The 15,208-nt window shown below is 62.2% G+C and carries 14 protein-coding genes and 1 rRNA gene; 11 read left to right on the plus strand and 4 right to left on the minus strand.

Translation table 11 applies throughout. The annotated features are described in order from the left end of the window. The 5 genes from rrf to FVW59_RS18380 form a co-directional block, all read left to right on the plus strand. A 5S ribosomal RNA gene (gene rrf / locus FVW59_RS18360) occupies positions 1 to 114 on the plus strand; the annotation flags it as partial. A gap of 93 nt (positions 115 to 207) precedes the next feature. Further along, positions 208 to 1,140, plus strand: a complete 933-nt coding sequence (locus tag FVW59_RS18365; RefSeq protein WP_148065841.1) for a hypothetical protein — start codon at positions 208 to 210, stop codon at positions 1,138 to 1,140. 73 nt (positions 1,141 to 1,213) lie between these two features. Further along, the gene (locus tag FVW59_RS19640) at positions 1,214 to 3,088 is read left to right on the plus strand and encodes a hypothetical protein (protein ID WP_187275967.1); all 1,875 of its coding nucleotides are present in this window, start codon (positions 1,214 to 1,216) and stop codon (positions 3,086 to 3,088) included. 95 nt (positions 3,089 to 3,183) lie between these two features. After that, a complete protein-coding gene (locus FVW59_RS18375) occupies positions 3,184 to 4,416 on the plus strand; it encodes a cyclic di-GMP phosphodiesterase (RefSeq protein ID WP_148065843.1) in 1,233 nt (410 codons plus the stop codon). Positions 4,417 to 4,420: 4 nt separating this feature from the next. Beyond that, complete coding sequence (locus FVW59_RS18380) at positions 4,421 to 5,704, plus strand: putative bifunctional diguanylate cyclase/phosphodiesterase (RefSeq protein ID WP_148065844.1); 1,284 nt, start codon at positions 4,421 to 4,423, stop codon at positions 5,702 to 5,704. Positions 5,705 to 5,709: 5 nt separating this feature from the next. Here the strand turns inward: FVW59_RS18380 and FVW59_RS18385 are convergent, their stop codons facing one another. Continuing rightward, positions 5,710 to 8,022 carry a Tex family protein gene (locus tag FVW59_RS18385; protein WP_148065845.1) on the minus strand — a complete coding sequence of 771 codons (2,313 nt, stop codon included), beginning with the start codon at positions 8,020 to 8,022 and terminating at the stop codon, positions 5,710 to 5,712. Between the two features lie 113 nt (positions 8,023 to 8,135). Next, entirely contained in the window at positions 8,136 to 8,537 is a 402-nt protein-coding gene (locus FVW59_RS18390) for a CBS domain-containing protein (protein ID WP_148065846.1), read from the minus strand. A gap of 130 nt (positions 8,538 to 8,667) precedes the next feature. Between FVW59_RS18390 and FVW59_RS18395 the strand changes: the two genes are divergently transcribed. After that, positions 8,668 to 9,165, plus strand: coding sequence for a SixA phosphatase family protein (locus tag FVW59_RS18395; protein ID WP_148065847.1), 498 nt, complete (start codon positions 8,668 to 8,670; stop codon positions 9,163 to 9,165). Between the two features lie 9 nt (positions 9,166 to 9,174). Here the strand turns inward: FVW59_RS18395 and FVW59_RS18400 are convergent, their stop codons facing one another. After that, on the minus strand, positions 9,175 to 10,056 hold the full coding sequence (locus tag FVW59_RS18400; protein ID WP_148065848.1) for a LysR family transcriptional regulator: 882 nt from the start codon (positions 10,054 to 10,056) through the stop codon (positions 9,175 to 9,177). Positions 10,057 to 10,161: 105 nt separating this feature from the next. On the opposite strand from FVW59_RS18400, the gene FVW59_RS18405 reads away from it, so the two are divergent. From FVW59_RS18405 to FVW59_RS18425, 5 genes are all read left to right on the plus strand, one after another. Then, positions 10,162 to 11,007, plus strand: a complete 846-nt coding sequence (locus FVW59_RS18405) for a pirin family protein (protein WP_148065849.1) — start codon at positions 10,162 to 10,164, stop codon at positions 11,005 to 11,007. A 77-nt stretch (positions 11,008 to 11,084) separates the two neighbouring features. Beyond that, positions 11,085 to 11,369, plus strand: coding sequence for a Kazal-type serine protease inhibitor family protein (locus tag FVW59_RS18410; protein ID WP_148065850.1), 285 nt, complete (start codon positions 11,085 to 11,087; stop codon positions 11,367 to 11,369). Between the two features lie 19 nt (positions 11,370 to 11,388). Beyond that, positions 11,389 to 12,681, plus strand: a complete 1,293-nt coding sequence (locus FVW59_RS18415) for a dicarboxylate/amino acid:cation symporter (protein WP_148065851.1) — start codon at positions 11,389 to 11,391, stop codon at positions 12,679 to 12,681. Between the two features lie 43 nt (positions 12,682 to 12,724). Continuing rightward, positions 12,725 to 13,375 carry an MBL fold metallo-hydrolase gene (locus FVW59_RS18420; protein ID WP_148065852.1) on the plus strand — a complete coding sequence of 217 codons (651 nt, stop codon included), beginning with the start codon at positions 12,725 to 12,727 and terminating at the stop codon, positions 13,373 to 13,375. After that, complete coding sequence (locus FVW59_RS18425) at positions 13,368 to 13,718, plus strand: DUF2288 domain-containing protein (RefSeq protein ID WP_187275968.1); 351 nt, start codon at positions 13,368 to 13,370, stop codon at positions 13,716 to 13,718. The genes FVW59_RS18420 and FVW59_RS18425 overlap by 8 nt, the downstream gene beginning before the upstream one ends. A gap of 21 nt (positions 13,719 to 13,739) precedes the next feature. Here the strand turns inward: FVW59_RS18425 and FVW59_RS18430 are convergent, their stop codons facing one another. Further along, entirely contained in the window at positions 13,740 to 15,203 is a 1,464-nt protein-coding gene (locus FVW59_RS18430; RefSeq protein ID WP_148065853.1) for a M48 family metalloprotease, read from the minus strand. Positions 15,204 to 15,208 lie beyond the last annotated feature (5 nt).

The following is a 15,208-nucleotide window of genomic DNA, read 5'->3' on the forward strand; positions in this document are numbered from 1 at the left end:
TGGCGACAATAGAGCATTGGAACCACCTGACCCCATTCCGAACTCAGTAGTGAAACGATGCATCGCCGATGGTAGTGTGGGGTCTCCCCATGTGAGAGTAGGTCATCGCCAGGCTTTTAATACAAACCCCGTGGTACGCTGTACCACGGGGTTTTTTATTGCCTGCGATTAAAGCCGTTGCACAGGCACAGTGGTGAGAAGCCGATCTTGAATCTGCAATTACATTATCTCCTGCTTAGCTTGCTGCTGTTTCTTTTTTGCGAGTCCTCGAATGCGAAGGAAGACGAAGCGGCAGGGCTGAGCCGCTACCAGCAAACGGTCAACGCACTTCGCCATGCGGGCGAAGACGAACAGCGTCTTTTCGCCAGTCTGGCGCTTCAGGGGCTGGTGGAGATCTACTTCGCAGAAGCCGATCTTGCGCGGCGCGAAGCCATCGGGGAAGCTAACGCACAGGCCCGTCGGGGCTGGGCTTTTTCGGTCGAGCAATACACGGAAGAACTGCTGGAGATAGATGCCTTACTGGCTGCGGGCGGCGCAGTGCAGGTGCTGCCTGGTTCAGCAGGTGAAGTACCGATGCTGATCGTTGAGGGGCAGAGAGTGATGCTGAGCCACCCCCGTGCTGCTGAGCAGACTGCCTACGAACAGCAATTGCTGAACAATTTCTGCCAGCGCGAACATTGCGAAGCAATGCTGCCGCTACTCGCGGAGGGTGTGGCCCAGCCTGCAGAGTCGCAACCGGTTACGGTTAACTGGAGCTTTTCGCCGGAAGGTATGCGCTGTGGTTATCGCGAGATTACACTGCTTTTTTCCGAGCAGGCTCCGTCTCCCCTGGCCAGGGATATCTGCCAGCAACTGTTTTCAGAGGTGGCATTGCTGGAGGAAGAATTGCGCTGGCAACACTGGCGCGGCGTGCCAATTGACTGGCCGCGATTGATGATCCAGCGGCGAGTTGCCCAGCCCGGGCATACCGTGGTGGTGAACAGTCTCGGGGATGTTCTGCTGTTGCGCTTGCCGATACTGGCGGCTAACGGGAGCCTGTTCCAGGGATTGTCGGGATGGTTGCGGGCCGCGGTGAATGACAGCCCGGCACCATTGCTGGAACTGCGTGCGGCCGACTATGGTATCGCCCCGCCTGGCTAAGTGGCGCGTTTACAGCGCAGTGCCCAGTCCCTAGAATCACGAACCTTTGCAGTACAGCCAGTGAGTGAGCACTATGAGCGACGATTCCGGGTTTTCCTACTCTTTCCAGATGAATACTGCGCAGCAGCCAGTACCTGCATCGGGGGATCAAGCGCCATCTGCCGGCCCGACCGGTGACGCGGACCTGTACGCCGTCGATGAATTCGAATCATTGGGTGTGGCAGGCGGAACCTTGCTGGTAGGCCGAAGCACCGGCGCCCAGATGTTGAGCCAGCCAGAGGTGGCGATGGTGCTGCAGCACTGCATGGTGTTTCGCACTCTGGAGGATCACGCCAGGAAGTTGGTGGCTACTTTTCCCCAGTTAGGGGGCAATGTCGACGACGCACTCCGGGTGCTGGTTCAGGTGCGTGACGCGGGCTTGTTTGTCTCCGCCAGCCAATTGTGTGGGCGACTGAACCAGGAGGTAACAAAGCGGGAAGTTGATCGCTGCAAAGCATTTATTATTACCTGCGACAGGCCGGAAGCGGTGGAGAGGCTGCTGGAATCGCTACTGCAAAACGCGAAGCTGGCGACGCAGAAGCAGCTATACCTGATAGACGATTCTCGACATCCACAGAGCACCCTCGCCAATGCCGACGCGGTAGAGCGCTTCAATCTGCGAAGCCCTGCGTCCATGCAGTATATCGGGCATGAGCAACAGGAAGCTCTAATCGAGCGGCTCTGCGAATCGCTGCCTGAAGATACGGAAGCAGTGCGCTTTCTGTTTTCATCCGGGCCCTGGGCTGGGCAGAAGACCTACGGGCGCGCACGCAACATTTGCCTGTTGCTGTCGATGGGTGAGCGCTGCATTGTGATGGATGACGATGTGCTATGCACCGCGTTGGCGCGCCCGGCACGGGAGCAGGGCCTGGCCCTATCCGACGGCATGCGTGAGGCCGAATTCTACGCTGGTGAAGGGGAGTGGCAGCAGCGCTGGATTCGTCAGAATTTTGACCCACTGGTGGGGCATGGCCGCTGCCTCGGGCTCTCCGCAGCACAGGTAATGCAATTGTCAGGCGGACATATGCAGCCGGCTCAGCTGGCGGGTGCCAGCCTCGCACTGTTCCGCGATATCCATGCAAGTGCGCCGGTGTTGATGACGCAATCCGGCTCAGTGGGAGACCCGGGCACGACCAATAATGCCTGGCTGTCCAACCTGGGCGAGGGCAGCGTGCGCGCGATGCTGCAAAGGCAGGGCGGCTTGCCCGCGGCACTGGAAACGCGGCAGTGCTGGCTGGGGCAGGCCCGCGCCACGCTGACCAAGCGAGCGGTAATGTCGCAGGTGACGGGGCTCGACAACCGCGCTGAGCTTCCTCCCTATTTTCCGGCGCTGCGGGGCGAGGACCAACTGTTCGGGGCGATGCTGGATTTCCTCATCCCCGATTCCCTGGTCATGGAATTCGACTGGGCTGTGCCGCATCTCCCAATCGAAGAGCGCGCAGGTAATGCAGCGGGTGATAGCGTCGTTCCCCGCGGCGGTCTGCAGTTGCTGGCTTCCTACCTGGCAGAGGTCAAGCCTCGCGACCCGGGTGTGGGCTACGATACCCGCCTGCAGTTGCTGACCGCCAGACTGGATACCCTGGCCCAGCTGTCTACCACCAGCCTGGTTGCCCAGTTGCGAGCCAGCCTTTCGCGTGCCCAGGGCTTCGCCCTGCAGACTCTCAATGACCGGCTCGCAGATACCGGTGCTCTTGATCCGGACTGGAAGACCTATCTCGAAAAGAACGCCAGAGACTGCATCCAGGCCTTGCAGCACCCGGCGCAGTTAGCGGAACTGCCCGGTGTCGGTGCGGGAGCGACCGACGAGACGGTAGCATCCATAATCCGTGAGCGGGCGGCGGGCTTCGCCTCTGCGCTTCGCGCCTGGCGTCGCATTCGAGAAGCTGGAGCCGCGCTTCAGCAGGGCTGACCCAGATTGTCAGGCGGGGTTGTCAGCCGGAGCGGTTCATATGACACTGGGAGTCGGATGAGCAGATACCGCGATGTTCAGGGCTGACCTCATAAATGATCAGTGTAGAAAAAGTCTATGTATCCGACCTCCAGTTGGGGATGTATGTTTCTGCACTGGATCGCCCCTGGCTGGATTCACCGTTTGCATTGCAGGGCTTCCGCATTGATTCGGAAGCCGAACTCCGCCAGCTGGGCCAGCTCTGCCAGTACGTCTATGTCGATCACAAGAAGAGCGATGGCAGCCGGCAGTTGCTGCATCAGCGCAGCCTGGTTGCACGCAGCCGCAAGCCGGTCCAGGCGCTTTTTTCCGACCGGCGTATAAGCCCCTATCAGGACAAGGCCGCCTGGGATGAGGAATTCCCCAGGGCTCGCGCGGCGATCAGGGAATTGTCCGAAGGCATCGAAAGTGTCTTTGCCAATGTGACCCAGGGCGGTTCCCTCGATATCGTCCGTGTCCGGAAATCAGTCGAGCCGGTGATCGACAGCATCACCCGCAATCCGGATGCCTGCATCTGGCTGGCCCGTATCAAGCAGCAGGACCAATATACTTACCAGCACTCTCTCGGCGCTTCGATCTGGGCCGTTGCCCTGGGGCGTCAGCTGGGCCTGCCGCGCTCCGATTTGCGATCGCTGGCTATTGGTGGCCTGCTGTTTGACGTCGGTAAACTGCGCGTCAATCCAGAGCTGTTGCGAGCCGACAGACCCCTGAGCGACGACGAGTTTCTGCAGGTGAAAGGGCATGTCGAGCTTGGCCTGGCAATGATCCAGGAAACCGGGCTGATGAATCGCGATGTACTGGATATGGTCGCCCACCACCACGAACGCCACGATGGCTCGGGCTACCCGAAGGGCTTGAGTGGGAACGATATCCCCATTTTTGCCCGTATCGCGGCTATCGTCGATTGCTACGATGCCATTACCAGCCATCGCAGCTACGCCCGGGCTACCTCGCCGGCTGCCGCGATAAAAATGCTCTATGAATGGCGTGATATCGACTTCCAGGCAGAACTGGTGGAAGAATTTATACAGGCTGTCGGCATCTATCCGGCGGGATCACTGGTGGAGCTGTCCTCCGGCGAGGTGGCCGTGGTGGTATCGGAGTACCGTTCCCGGCGCTTGCGACCACAGGTGATGGTGATCCTCGGCAAGGATAAACAGCCGGTCGCCAACCCCCAGTTAATCGATTTGCTCAGCCAGAGTCACACCGCTAGCGGCGAAGCGCTGGAAATTGTCGGCAGCCTGGAGCCGGAAGCCTACGGCATCGACATGACCGGCATACAGCTCTAGGGCCGTGCGAACCCCGCCGCCGGTTGCGCGCGAAGCCTTTGTCGACAAGCTGGCCATCGAGGTCGACGGTGCCCGCCAGCGCGGAGAGTTTCTCGGACTCCTGCTGGTCGATTTACACAACCTTGCGCGGATCAATCACCTGGCCGGCTATGCCGAGGGTGACAGCCTGCTTTGTCGCACACACGACGAACTGAAGGGGCTCAGCAAACTTCCCGACACGGTGTTCCGGGTAGCCGGTCACGGCTTTGCCTTTATCCTCCCCGCACTGCAGAACCCGGGGTTTCTGGCCCTTGCGGTGCACCGTGTTCAACAGGTGCTGTTTGGCGCCTTGCAGGACGAGGACGCACGCGATCCGGTGCAACTGCGAATTGGAATGGCCGTAGCCGGGCCAGAGAAGTACGCCTGGGATGACTTGCTGGCGACTGCCGAGAAGAATCTGCAGCACTCCCGACTGGTTGGAACCGTGGTCATGGGGGAGTTGCTGGAGGCGCCGGCAGAGGTGCCTGCGATACCTGCGCTGGAGCGCTATTTTGCCGAAGCGCTGCATAACAATGCCTTTGACCTGCACTTTCAACCGAAGGTCGGGCTGCTTGGTGGGCAGATCAGCGGGGCGGAGGCGCTGCTGCGCTGGGATATCGAGGGGAAAGGCGCTGTCCCGCCAGATCAGCTGGTCGTGCTCGCTGAAGCGGAGGGAAAGCTGTACGAGGTGAGCAAATGGGTCATCCACCGTGCCCTGCGCCAGCTGAACCAGTGGGGCGAACGCTATTGTCACGGTATTTCCGTGAACCTCCCGGCGCGCATGGTCAATCATCCGGACCTGGTCAACACCCTGCGCGATGCCCTGCGTATCTGGGGAATTCCCCCGGCGCGACTGACACTGGAAATCACTGAAGACGCGGTGATCGAGGACAAGGACGCCGGTTTTCAGGTACTGAATGAGCTGAGCGAGCTGGGTGTCGGTCTGTCCATCGACGACTTCGGCACCGGTTATTCGTCACTATCCTACTTTCAGCATATCCCCGCCGATGAACTGAAGATCGACCGCTCCTTCGTTAGCCGTATGCAGGTCCAGCCGCGGGAACGGGAGCTGGTGCGCATCATCATAGAGATCGCCCACCTCTTTGACTTCCATGTGGTGGCGGAAGGCGTAGAGGACGCCGAGACCCTGGGAGCTCTGGCCGAACTGGGCTGCGACAGCGTACAGGGCTACTATTTTGCGCGGCCGATGCCGGCGGCTGAATTCATCGACTGGCTGCAAAAGCGGAGTGACGGGGTGCCACTCCGCTAGCGGGTTCAGCGCTCCTTGCGAGCGTTGGCGAAGGCAGCGGCAAAGGCATTGTTGGCCGCAGGCTTGTCGGCGCGCGGCGGACGGGCATTGCCGCGACCACTACTGCGACGCTGTTCGCCGCGCTGGCTGGCCGGCTGCTCACCGGCCTTGTCACCCATGCGCATGCTGAGGCCAATACGCTTGCGGGCCTCGTCGATTTCCATCACTTTCACTTTGACGATGTCGCCGGCTTTCACCACATCGCGGGGATCTTTGACGAATTTATCGGCCAGGGCGGAGATATGGACCAGGCCGTCCTGGTGAACGCCGATGTCGACGAAGGCGCCGAAGTTGGTGACATTGGTGACGGTTCCTTCGAGCACCATGTCGGGGCGCAGGTCGGAGATTTTCTCCACTCCGTCCTGGAAGGTCGCCATGCGGAATTCCGGGCGCGGGTCGCGCCCCGGCTTGTCCAGTTCACTGATAATGTCGACCACGGTGGGCAGGCCCACGGTGTCGCTGGTGTAGTCCTCTGCCTTGAGGCTGCGCAGGAAACTGCTGTCACCGATGATGCTGGCCACGTCCCGTTGGCGCTGTAAAGCGATACTTTCCACCACAGCGTAAGACTCCGGGTGAACTGCCGATGCGTCCAGCGGGTTGTCACCGCCACTGATGCGAAGGAAGCCCGCGGCCTGTTCGAAGGTCTTGTCACCGAAGCGCGAGACTTGCAACAGCGCCTTGCGATTGGCGAAGCTGCCGGTTTCATCGCGCAGTGCCACAATATTGCTGGCGATGCTCTGATTGAGGCCGGAAACGCGCGTCAGCAGCGGAACCGATGCCGTATTGACGTCGACGCCGACCGCATTGACGCAGTCCTCCACGACGGCGTCCAGTTGCCGCGCCAGCTGGACCTGGCTGACATCGTGCTGGTACTGGCCCACGCCAATGGACTTGGGTTCGATTTTCACCAGCTCCGCCAGCGGATCCTGCAGGCGGCGGGCGATGCTGACCGCACCGCGGATGGTCACATCCAGATCGGGGAATTCCCGGGCGGCAAATTCCGAGGCCGAGTAAATCGAGGCGCCGGACTCATTCACAATGACCTTGCTGGTTTTCAGCGCCGGGTGCTGGCGCAGCAGGTCACCGACGAACTTGTCCGTTTCGCGGCTGGCGGTGCCATTGCCGATAGCGATCAATTCCACATCGTATTTCTGAATCAGCTGCAGCAACTTGGCGGCGGACTCGGTGGTGCGGTTCTGTGGCGGGTTGGGGAAGATGGCGCAGTGATCCAGCAGCTTGCCATTGGCATCGACAACCGCCACCTTGACCCCGGTGCGCAGCCCCGGGTCGAGGCCGATGGTGGCCTTGGCGCCTGCCGGCGCGGCCAATAGCAGATCCTTGAGGTTCATGGCAAAAACTTCGATGGCCTCGGCTTCGGCGCGTTCGCGCAGCTGTCCCAGCAGATCGGTTTGCAGGTGGGTCAGCAGTTTTACCCGCCAGGCCCAGCGCACGGTATCCAGCAGCCAGCGGTCTCCCGCGCGGCCCCGGTCGGCGATTTGCCAGTGCTCGGCGATCATCGCCTCGCAGGGGTGGGCGTCAGAGGGTTTTTCCTCCGCGTGCATGATCAGGCTCAGGTGCAGGAAGCCTTCGTTGCGGCCGCGGAACATCGCCAGGGCGCGATGGGAAGGTACCCCGGACAGGGCTTCGGTGTGCTCAAAGTAGTCGCGGAACTTGGCCGCTTCCTGCTCTTTGCCGTCCACCAGGCGCGAGGCCAATTGCACGTTGTCGGTGAGGAAGCTGCGAACCCGCGCCAGCAGGTCGGCGTCTTCGGCGAAGCGCTCCATCAGAATCTGTCGCGCGCCGTCCAGGGCCGCCTTGGTATCGGCAATGGCGGCGTCGGGGTTCAGGTAGGCGGCGGCTTCAGTCTCCGGATTCAGGCTCGGGTCTGCCAGCAGGGCGTCGGCCAAAGGCTCAAGGCCCGCTTCCCTGGCAATCTGGGCCTTGGTGCGACGCTTGGGCTTGTAGGGCAGATAGAGGTCTTCAAGGCGGTTCTTGGTGTCGGCTTCAAGGAGCGACTTTTTCAGCTCCGGCGATAGCTTGCCCTGTTCCTCGATGGAGTTGAGGATGGCCTGGCGCCGGTCCTCCATGTCACGCAGGTAGTGCAGCCGGTCTTCCAGTTGTCGCATCTGGGTATCGTCCAGCCCGCCGGTCACCTCTTTGCGGTAGCGGGAGATGAAAGGCACAGTGGCCCCCTCGTCCAGCAGGGTGACGGCGGCGGAGACCTGTTGCTCGCGCACGGCGAGCTCTTGCGCGATGCGCTGGGAAATGGATGTAGTCATGGAGTGCTAGAACAAACTATGTGAACGGACAACGCCCGCATTATGCGCGAGTGACGGGGGGAAAACGATCTGGAAATTTCAGGCTGGATATGGCTGCGTCGGGGCGACCCGCTTCAGGAGCGGAAGCTGCGCACCGCCGTCAGCAGCTGGCGGCAGGTGATCTGGCCCACCAGCTTGCCATTTTCCACCACTGGCCGGCGGCGTTTGTTTTTCATCAGCATGTCCTGTGCAACGTCGACAATGTCCTCGTCAGGGTGAGCCACTACCAGGTTGTCGCTGGCCATGTAGTCTCTCACCTCGCCGATACCGCCTTCGTTGTAGATGGCGCTCAGGGCCGCGCGCAGGCAGTCCAGTTCCGAGAGTATGCCCACCAGGTTGCCCAGGTCGTCCACCACACAGACACCGGAAATTTTGTTGTCGATGATGACCTGCATGGCATCGAAGATATTGTCAGTGGCCCTCACCTTCACTGGATTGGTCAGGATGTAATCACGCAGATTCACGGATTGCAGCATTGCGATCTCCTCGTGCACGCAGTCGCCAGTATGGCGAGCCTGTCTTTGCAGTATAGATTGTGGATTCCGCTCGGCTAGCACCCTGCGGGCGTCTACACTGAAAGAGAGCTGTCGGCATCGGAGCGCCGCCTTGAAAACCCTGCACCTGTTGCGTCATGCAAAGTCCTCCTGGAGCAACTCGAAGCTGCAGGACTGGGAGCGGCCGCTCAATCGCCGTGGTCAGCGAGATGCCCCGCGGATGGGGGCGGCACTGGCCGGCAGCGTCTGCGCCCAGCCGGTGTACTGCAGTCCGGCGCTGCGTGCCCGGCTGACACTGGAGGGGCTTTGTACAGGCTGGCCCGCGCTGGCCGGCCAGTCTCACCAGATCTGCGAGTCGCTGTACACCTTCAACCATCTCGATCTGCTGGAGTGGCTGCTGGCGGTGCCGGCAGAGCAGGAAGCCCTGTTTCTCATCGGCCACAATCCCGCGTTCACCGACCTGGTCAACGAACTCGCGGGGGAGCCAGTGCTCGACAACCTGCCCACCGCGGGCTATTTGCGCCTGACCCTGCCGGTAGAAGACTGGAGCGAGCTGACCCGGGCACCGGCGGTGGTCGAGGCGCAATTGTTCCCGCGGACGCTCGGTTGAAACGCCGGGTCAGGTAGCGGGCGGATGGCGTAGCAGTTCAGCAAGGTGGGTGGTGGCCGGGCCAACTTTCTCCGGGTCGGCGTAGGTGAGGTACAGTTCCGCGTAGCGGAGCGCGCCCTGTTGCAGGGGGAGTTCGGCCAGTTCCCCCGATGCCAGTGCATCGCCGACCCGCGAACGCGGTAACCAGGCAAAGCCCATTCCGCGGCGAATCATGTCCACCGACGTGGCGATATGACTGACCGTCCAGCGCTGCTCCGCACCCAGCCAGCCGGCGTCCACGCGCTGGCCGAGGGCCGAGTCGCGAACCACAATCTGGCGCTGGCCCGCCAGATCCTGCAGGTTGAGGGGGCGATTCACCTGCAGCAGGGGGTGGTTGTGGGCGGCCACGGCGACGAACTCCACACGCATCAGTGCCTCGCCCAGAAAGCCCTCGGGTACGCGTCCGGCAATCAGCAGGTCCACCTGTGCCGCAAGCAGCATTTCCGGGCCACCGGAAAGTACGGTTTCGAACAGTTGCACCCGGGTGTTGGGAAACTCGCGGGACAGGTTGTGAAGGGCGCAGGCCAGTTGCTCGTAGGGGAAGATCTCGTCCACGGCGATGCGAATTTCCGCCTCGGTCCCCTGGGCCAGGCTGCCGGCCAGCGTTTCCAGTTGCCCCGCCTGGTCCAGCAACTGTCCGGCCCGTCGCAGCATCAGCTCGCCGGCAGGGGTGAGTCGGGCCTTGCGGCCCACCACTTCCAGTAGTGGCAAGCCCAGTTGATCCTGCAATTTATGCACGGCGTGATTGATGGTGGACTGGCTCTTGTGGATGGCGCTGGCCGCCTGGGCGAAACCGCCGTGGTCGACCACCGCCTGCAGCATGCGCCATTGTTCCAGGGTGGTGCGATTCATGTCGGGCCCATGTTCGGAATAATCGAAAAGAATTGCCAAAATTATGCGATTTTTGTTCTACAAAAACGAGCTTAATCTGCACCTATCACCACGGAGGATATTATCATGCAAGCTCGTCAGGTTATTGAAGTTCGCCCCGCCCGGGCCAGTCGCGATGGCGACGGAGTGGCTATCCAGCGCATAACCGGCATGGGCCACGCCGGCATGGACCCCATCCTCATGGTCGACGAATTGCGTTCGAACTACCGCGAGGACTTTGCCGGGGGCTTCCCGCCGCACCCGCATCGAGGTATGCAAACACTTACTTACATGAAGGCTGGTGGCCTCATTCACGAGGACAGCCAGGGCAACCGCGGCGAGATTCGGGGCGGGGGTGCCCAGTGGATGTCCGCGGGCCGGGGCATTATCCACTCGGAGATGCCCACCCAGGATAGCCGCGGCCTGCACGGCTTCCAGCTTTGGGTAAACCTGCCGGCAGCGGAAAAAATGGCGTCACCGCGCTATCGCGATGTGCCCGTCGGAGAGCTGGCTGTACTGGCCGGCGAACACTTCACTGCAACTGCGGTATCCGGCGACTGGCAGCTGGACGATGGTGCGGTGCGCGGACCGCTGGCCGAGCTGGCGGAGCGGGCCGGGATACTGGACCTGCAGTTGCGCCCGGGTGCTGGACTGACGGTGACGGCGGCAGCAGAGGAGTCGCTGCTGGCCTACCTTTACAGCGGCAGCCTTGAGGTCCGCGGCCAGTCGGTGGGGCCGCAGCAGCTTCTGGTCACCGGCTCCGGGGACCGCTGGCATCTACAGGCAGGAGCCGAGGGTGCTGAACTGTTGCTGCTGTCGGGTCGCCCTATCGGAGAGCCGGTGGCGCATTACGGCCCCTTCGTGATGAACACCCAGGCAGAGATTGAGCAGGCTATACGCGACTACCAGGCCGGTGAGTTCGCCTCAGCCTGATGCCGTCGGCGGCTGCGCTCCGGGCCGGACAGTGGTAGGCTTGCGCCTGTTAACCCTGTCCCATCGGAGTCCCGTTCATGCTGCGAGCAGCACTGCTTCCCCTGTTATTGTTTTTTGCCGCCTGTAGTGCCGCTCCACCGCCCCCACCCGCAGCGCCTGTCGACGACCTGGCGGGCCGCTGCAGCGAGCCCCGCCCCCAGGTATGTACCATGGAGTACGACCCGGTGTGTGGCGAGCTGCAGAGCGGCTCCCGTTCGGATTACTCATCGCCCTGTAATGCCTGTGCCCACGACGAGGTCGTGAGCTACCTGAAAGGCGCCTGCGGCCAGGTGCAGGCGGCCACGTCCGCCGCATCCGGCTGACCATAAGAAGAGCTGTATTATGAGCCTGACCAATCGCATTCTGATTGCCATGGTGGCGGGGATTCTGTTCGGTTCCCTGCTGGACCTGATTCTCGGTAGTTCCGGTATTTCCGCCGGCTTCCATAACATCATCCAGACCTACGTCGTTGACGGTGTGCTGGAGCTGGTGGGTAGGGTGTTTATCGCCTCCCTCAAGCTGCTGGTGGTGCCGCTGGTGCTGGTGTCGCTGATCTGCGGCTCTAGTTCTCTCGGCGACAGCGCCCGCATGGGGCCGATTGCTGGCAAGACCATGGTTTTCTATCTGGTGACCACAGCCATCGCCATCAGCACAGCGCTGCTGGTTGCCGTGCTGGTTGGGCCGGGCACTCACGTTTCCCTGCCGGGTAGCGCCGAGTTTGAGGTTGCAGCGCCGCCGCCACTGATTGATGTGCTGGCTGACATCGTACCCTCCAACCCGGTGGAGGCGATGGCCGAGGGCAACATGTTGCAGATCATCGTCTTCGCCCTGTTGTTCGGTTATGCCATCTCCCACGCCGGTGAGGCGGGGCGCCGGGTGGCAGATTTCTTCCGCGACCTGGAAGAAGTGGTGATGCGCATGGTGGCTATCCTGATGGAGCTGGCGCCCTACGGCGTATTTGCGCTGCTGGCCAGCCTGTTTTCCGATATGGGGTTCAGCGCCATTCTGGATCTCGGTGCCTACTTCCTCACTGTACTGGTTGTGCTGATTTTCCATGCCGCCGTGGTTTACAGCTTTTTGCTCAAGTCCCTCACCGGCCTGTCGCCGCGTATCATGATGCAGAAGATGCGCTCGGTGTGGGCTTTCGCCTTCAGCACCGCCTCCTCCGGAGCGACCCTGCCGATCACCCTGCGCACCGTTGAGCGCCGTTTGGGGGTGCACAATTCGGTGGCCGGTTTTACGGTGCCGCTGGGAGCCACCATCAACATGGATGGCACGGCCATCATGCAGGGGGTGGCAACGGTGTTTATCGCCCAGGTATACGGCGTCGATCTTTCCCTGACCGCCTACCTGACGGTCATCCTCACCGCCACGCTGGCCTCCATTGGCACCGCCGCTGTGCCCGGAGTGGGCCTGATCACCCTGGCCATGGTGCTGGACCAGGCGGGGCTGCCGGTGGAGGGTATCGCCATGATCATTGGTGTCGATCGCCTGCTGGACATGGTGCGCACCGCGGTCAACGTGACCGGGGACGCCACTGTGGCGGTGATCGTCGGCAAGAGCGAGAACCATCTCGACGAGCGTATCTACCTGAATCCCAAGGCGGACATGGAAGAGCATTCACGGGGCGACTGACACTGGTCTGGCCGCCCCCGCAACAGAGTCAAAGTCAAAGCTTATGTCTATCAAGGTTACCATTGTGCCGGTCACGGCCTATCAGCAGAACTGCTCCATCCTCAAGTGCGAGAGCACCGGCAAGGCGGCTATTGTCGACCCTGGCGGTGATGTAGAGCGCATTCTCGCCGCGGTGGCATCGCTGGATGCGACGGTGGAGAAGATCCTGCTGACCCACGGCCACATGGATCACTGTGCGGCGTCCGATGTACTACGCCAGCAACTGAAGGTGCCGATCGAAGGGCCGCAGAAGGAAGATGACTTCTGGATCGCCAAGCTGCCCGAGTGGTGCCAGATGTCGGGTTTCCCCCACGCCGACGCTTTTGTGCCGGACCGCTGGCTGGAAGATGGTGACACCGTCACGGTGGGTGAGCAGACCCTGCAGGTGTTCCATTGCCCCGGGCACACCCCGGGCCACGTGGTGTTCCTGCACAACGGCCAACGCCTCGCCTGGGTGGGGGATGTGCTGTTCCAGGGCTCCATCGGGCGCACCGACTTTCCCCGCGGCAATCACGAGGAACTGGTGTCCGCCATTCGCGGCAAGCTGTTTCCCCTCGGTGACGATATCACCTTTATCCCGGGCCACGGGCCCACCTCCACGTTTGGCCAGGAGCGCCAGAGCAACCCCTTCGTGGCTGACTCCCGCTATGGCTGACGCGCCGCTTGAGACCTCCGACCGGGAAGCGATGCTGCGTCGGGAATACCACGGCCAGACCGCCCGTATCCGCTGGCACGACCTGCAGACCTACTACGCTCATGGCAGCGTAATCCGGGTCAACGGCGAGCTGGATCTGGTGGAAGTGGCGGTACAACTTGGGTTGGATAACACGGCCCGTTTCGAGGCATGGATCGCAGCTGACCAGGTAGCGCCGGTCAGCGATACCGAGGCCCTGGCCTGGTATGAATCCGATGCGCAACTCTGGGCGGTGGTCGCCGCGCCCTGGGTGCTGGTGCAGGACAGGCTGGCTGACGACAGTCCAGAGCATACCCGCCACTGAGCCAGCGGCGCTCCTGTTGCCTCAGGGCGTACCCGGCTGGATCACCTTGATCCAGTCCCCGGTGCGCGGTTCGCCCCGCGGATAGAAACCGTTCAGCAGACGCAACTGGGCCTCGGCGTCGGGTATGCGGATGCTGCTGGCGATGCTGGCAAAGGTCGCGCCCCGGGGCACCTGAATGTAGCGAATGTACATCGGTGTGCCGGTCTGGCGCTCCCGGTCGAGCAGCGGACGGAAACTCTCGATCATCTCCAGCAGGGTCTTGTCCATGGCCGCGAAATCGCCCGCTGCACCTTCGAACTGGTAGTTCAGCCCCTTGTAGTCGATGACCGCCAGACGCTTCGAGGTGCCCGCGCTGGATGCCACGGCGGAATAGCCGGTCAGCCCGGCCTGCTCCAGTGCTTTGCCGTCGCTGAGGTCACCGCTGGCGCTGGCGCGCAGGGCCTGTTCCGGGTTCTGGCTGGCATCCCGCCGGGCGATAGTGATGGTCAGGTTGGCGCTGCCGCCGGGGGCGGTGGCGACGATGGCCGAGGAGCCCGCGTTCACTGTCCAGCCCTCTGGATGGGCGAAGGTGAAGGCCAGCTTGTTGTGGTAAAAGCGGTTCTCATCTTTCTGGCCCTGAATCGATGGGCCGAATACCAGGCCATCCATGTGCTGCTTGAACTCGCCGGGAACGATGGGGTCCGGTGAGCGTTCGCCATCGTCCAGTTCGCCGGCGGTACGGATCACGGTTTGCAGGCGCTGGTCGTTGCGCGGGTGGGTGGCGTAGAGGCCGTGATAGGTACCGGAGGGCTTGCCGGCGCTGCGCGCCCTGACCCGCTGGTACTGCTCCTGATCCTTGAGGACACCGATGACTTCGAGCAGCTCCTGCGCGTCATAGCCGGCCTTGTGCATGTACTCGGCGCCGAGGCCATCGGCTTCCAGTTCGTGCTCGCGGCCATAGCCGCTGAGCAGCTCCTGACCGTACATGCTGGAGGCGTCTGCCACGTCCCTGCTCCCGGTCAGGATGGCGGCGGTTACGGCGACCACCTGGTTGGTGATGCGCCCGGTTTTCTGGCGTCCGTGGTGGTTGGCGGTAACGTGGGCAATTTCGTGGGACAGGACGCCGGCCAGCTCCGCCTCATTGTCCAGGTAGGCGAGCAGGCCGCGATTGACATAGATATAGCCGCCGGGGGTGGCGAAGGCGTTGATGTCCGGGCTGTCGATGACGGTGAAAATAAAGGTGTCGTCGGGCTGGTCGCTGTGGGCCACCAGCCGCTGGCCGATGCGCTCGACGTAGGCCTGAATCTCCGGGTCATCGTAGGCGGCGCCCTCTTCCATCATCTTGACGTAGAGCTCATCGCTTTCGTCCTCGATGGTCACCTGGCGGCCGCCGGCAGTGACCACCACCCCGGAACCGCCGCTGGAAGACGAACTGCTGGCGCAGCCAGCCAGCAGCACGGTCGCGCCGATGCCGAGCAGAAGGACGAGGAGGGTGGTTGATCGCATGGGCA

The sequence above is a fragment of the Parahaliea aestuarii genome (genome assembly GCF_008064635.1).
In the GTDB taxonomy this organism is placed as follows: Bacteria; Pseudomonadota; Gammaproteobacteria; order Pseudomonadales; family Halieaceae; genus Parahaliea; species Parahaliea aestuarii.